5 protein-coding genes are annotated in these 3,202 nt (G+C 66.9%); 3 read left to right on the top strand and 2 right to left on the bottom strand.

Features of this window, described 5'->3' with window-relative positions:
* On the bottom strand, positions 1–192 hold a 192-nt coding region (locus tag EN742_RS29345; RefSeq protein ID WP_126057289.1), incomplete at its 3' end, for a hypothetical protein.
* 164 nt (positions 193–356) lie between these two features.
* On the opposite strand from EN742_RS29345, the gene rsmI reads away from it, so the two are divergent.
* Together rsmI and EN742_RS29335 are read left to right on the top strand one after the other, a co-directional pair.
* The gene (gene rsmI / locus EN742_RS29340; protein ID WP_189375665.1) at positions 357–1,265 is read left to right on the top strand and encodes a 16S rRNA (cytidine(1402)-2'-O)-methyltransferase; all 909 of its coding nucleotides are present in this window, start codon (positions 357–359) and stop codon (positions 1,263–1,265) included.
* Complete coding sequence (locus EN742_RS29335; RefSeq protein WP_126057290.1) at positions 1,258–1,635, top strand: YraN family protein; 378 nt, start codon at positions 1,258–1,260, stop codon at positions 1,633–1,635. Before rsmI ends, EN742_RS29335 begins: the two co-directional genes overlap by 8 nt.
* Positions 1,636–1,640: 5 nt before the next feature.
* Here the strand turns inward: EN742_RS29335 and EN742_RS29330 are convergent, their stop codons facing one another.
* Positions 1,641–2,447, bottom strand: a complete 807-nt coding sequence (locus tag EN742_RS29330; protein WP_126057291.1) for an undecaprenyl-diphosphate phosphatase — start codon at positions 2,445–2,447, stop codon at positions 1,641–1,643.
* 154 nt (positions 2,448–2,601) lie between these two features.
* On the opposite strand from EN742_RS29330, the gene EN742_RS29325 reads away from it, so the two are divergent.
* The coding region (locus tag EN742_RS29325) for a glutathione S-transferase family protein (protein ID WP_148670341.1) at positions 2,602–3,202 on the top strand (601 nt) is incomplete at its 3' end.

Raw genomic sequence — 3,202 nt, 5'->3', positions numbered from 1 at the left:
GTGCTCCGTCGTGCTGTCGGTTTCGGCCTTGAGTCTGGTCTTCGGCCGGCGGCGCAAACGCCGCTTCCTGGCTTCGGTTTTACCGGCGACGCCATCGGCGCTGGCCGGCAGGCTCTTGTCCCTTCGCATGGCGAAACGCTTGCGGCCCGCATAGTAGGGCTCGAAAACGTCCTGAATCTTCAGGCTATCCATCCTGTGCCTCCCGAGACTCACAGACAAACGAGACTCACGGATAGAATTCGCCGGTCACGGTTTCGTTCCGCAGTATGGCAAAGGCATGGCGGCCACATTACGTCCTCGTCACGTTTTGCAACCGGACATCAGCCGTGCCAAACAGGCTGGATGGAGGGCCTAGGGTGACCAGCGACAAACGCAGCTATGTGATCGGGCAGATCGAGATACCGGCGCGGCCGCTGGGGCCGGCGCTCTATCTGGTGGCGACGCCGATCGGCAATCTCGCCGACATCACGCTGCGCGCGCTGGAGACGCTGGCCGCCGCCGACATCGTCGCCTGCGAGGACACGCGCGTCTCGCGCGTGCTGCTCGAGCGCTACGGCATCCGCCGCCGCGCCACCGCCTATCACGAGCACAATGCCGGCGAGGCCGGGCCCAAGCTGATCGCGGCGCTCGAAGCCGGGCAGAGCGTGGCGCTGATCTCGGACGCCGGCACGCCGCTGATTTCGGATCCCGGCTACCGGCTGGTCGGCGAGGCGCTCGACCATGGCATCCGCGTCGTGCCCATTCCCGGTCCGTCGGCGGCGCTGGCGGCGCTGACCGCCTCCGGCCTGCCTTCGGACGCCTTCCTGTTCGCCGGTTTTTTGCCGGTGAAGACCGGCCAGCGGCTGACACGGCTGGAGGCGCTGAAAAGTGTGCCGGCGACGCTGATCTTCTTCGAATCGCCCAGGCGGCTGGCCGAGACGCTTGCGGCGATGGTCGAGGCGCTGGGCGGCGGACGTAAGGCGGCGATCGGCCGCGAGCTGACCAAGACCTTCGAGGAGATGCGCACGGGCACGCTCGACGCGCTTGCCGGCCATTACGCGGCGGCCGACACTCCGAAGGGCGAGATTGTGGTCTGCGTCGGCCCCGCCGAAGCGCAGGAGGACCAGCCGGCGGACATCGACCGTCTGCTGTTGTCGCTCGCCGCCGAGATGCCGGCCTCCAAGGCGGCGGCGGAAGCGGCAAAGATGACCGGCGGCCAGAAGCAGGCGCTCTACCGGCGGCTGCTCGAACTCAGGGGCGTCTCGGGAGGAGACAGCGGTGGCTAAGCGTCCGGCCGCCGGCCGCCTGAAAGCCTATCGGCGCGGCCATCGCGGCGAATGGCTGGCGGCGCTGGCGCTGATGCTGAAAGGCTACCGGATCCTGGCGCGCCGCCACCGCACGCGGCTCGGCGAGATCGACCTGATCGCCAGGCGCGGCGACCTGGTGCTGTTCGTCGAGGTCAAGGCGCGGCGTTCGCTGATGGAAGCGATGGAGGCGATCGCCCACGGTTCGGAGCGCCGCATCGAGGGCGCCGCCGACTTATGGCTGTCGCGCCAATCCGACTATGGCAGGCTCTCGGTGCGTTTCGACATGGTGGCGGTGCTGCCCTGGCGCTGGCCGGTGCATGTCGAGAACGCGTTTTATGGGCGGAATTGAGGGCCTCACCCCCAGATCATCAGCGCCACCAGCCCGAGCCCGCCGACCACAAGCCGCCACCAGCCGAACAGCGAATAGCCGTTGCGCGAGACGTAATCGAGCAGGAAGCGGACGACGAACAGCGCGGTGACGAAGGCGGCGACGAAGCCGATGGTGATGATCGGCAGGTCGGCCGAGGTCAGTACGTTACGGTTCTTGAACAGGTCGAAGGCGAAGGCGCCGACCATGGTCGGGATGGCGAGGAAGAAGGAGAATTCAGCCGCCGCGCGCTTGTCGACGCCGAGCAGCAGCGCGCCGACGATGGTCGAGCCGGAGCGCGAGGTGCCGGGGATCAGCGACAGGCACTGGAACAGGCCGATCTGCAGATAGAGCCGGGTCGGGAAACGTTCGACGTCGCGATAGACCGGCTTCAGGGCCAAGCGGTCGACCACGAGCAGGACCACGCCGCCGATGATCAGCATGATGCAGATCAGCCGCGGCGATTCGAACAGGATCGTCTTGATGAAGTCGTGCGCCAAGGCGCCGATGATGGCCGCCGGCAGGAAGGCGATGAGGATGCCGAGGGCGAAATGCCGCGTCAGCCGGTCATAGGGCAGTTCGGTGAGCATCTGCCACAGGCGTTTGAAATAGACGCTGAGGATGGCGAGGATGGCGCCTAGCTGGATCAGGATCTCGAAGGCCTTGCCGGTCGAATGGAAGCCGAGGAAATGGCCGGCGAGCAGGATATGGCCGGTCGAGGACACCGGAATGAACTCGGTCAGGCCCTCCAGCAGGCCGAGCAGCAGCGCTTCGACGATGGTCTGGCTATCCATGGCAACCTCGGAATTGTGGCTTGGGGAAGGGCTTGCTTGTCATGGCGCGGAAGTCCCCCTATAGGTCGCAGCACCCTGACGGTCCGCTTTGCGGGCGGCCAAGACTTACCGGCGCGGCCGGCGATTCGCCAGTGCGCCTTATTATCGCGGGACCATGCTGACGCTCTTCCACCACCCGATGTTCGCCACCTGCCGGTTCGTGCGCCTCGCCTTCGGCGAATATGGCGAGGAGCTGGCGCTGATCGAGGAAAAGCCGTGGACGCGGCGCAAGGAGTTTTTGGCGCTGAACCCGGCCGGCACGCTGCCGATCCTGCTCGCCGAAGGCGACGTGCCGATCGTCGGCGCCATGGTGATCGCCGAATATCTCGACGAGACGCGCGGGGTGCTCAAGCGCGACAAGCGGCTGTTCGCCGAGGACCCGATGGAGCGCGCCGAGATCCGCCGGCTGACCGACTGGTACCTGAACAAGGCCGAGAGCGAGGTGACCAGGCATCTGGTGCGCGAGCGCGTGCTGAAGCCGGTGATGCCGGAGACGGCGGGAGGCGGCTCGCCCGATTCGGCGGCGATCCGCGCCGCGCGCGCCAACATCCGCCAGCACATGAAATACACCAACTGGCTGGCCGGCACCCGCCACTGGCTGGCCGGCAACAGGGTCACCTATGCCGACCTCGCGGCGGCGGCGGCCCTTTCGGTGCTCGACTATCTGGGCGAGATCGACTGGCGCGAGCACAGCGCGGCGCGCCAATGGTATACAA

The sequence above is a fragment of the Mesorhizobium sp. M4A.F.Ca.ET.020.02.1.1 genome (genome assembly GCF_004022645.1).
In the GTDB taxonomy this organism is placed as follows: Bacteria; Pseudomonadota; Alphaproteobacteria; order Rhizobiales; family Rhizobiaceae; genus Mesorhizobium.
Note: the sequence above shows the minus strand (reverse complement) of the source record. Positions and strands in the feature narration are given on the sequence as shown.

Bases quoted from the DNA above. Each gene is read 5' to 3' on its own strand.
- EN742_RS29330 (WP_126057291.1), bottom strand. From the start codon at position 2,447: ATGGATAGCCAGACCATCGTCGAAGCGCTGCTGCTCGGCCTGCTGGAG.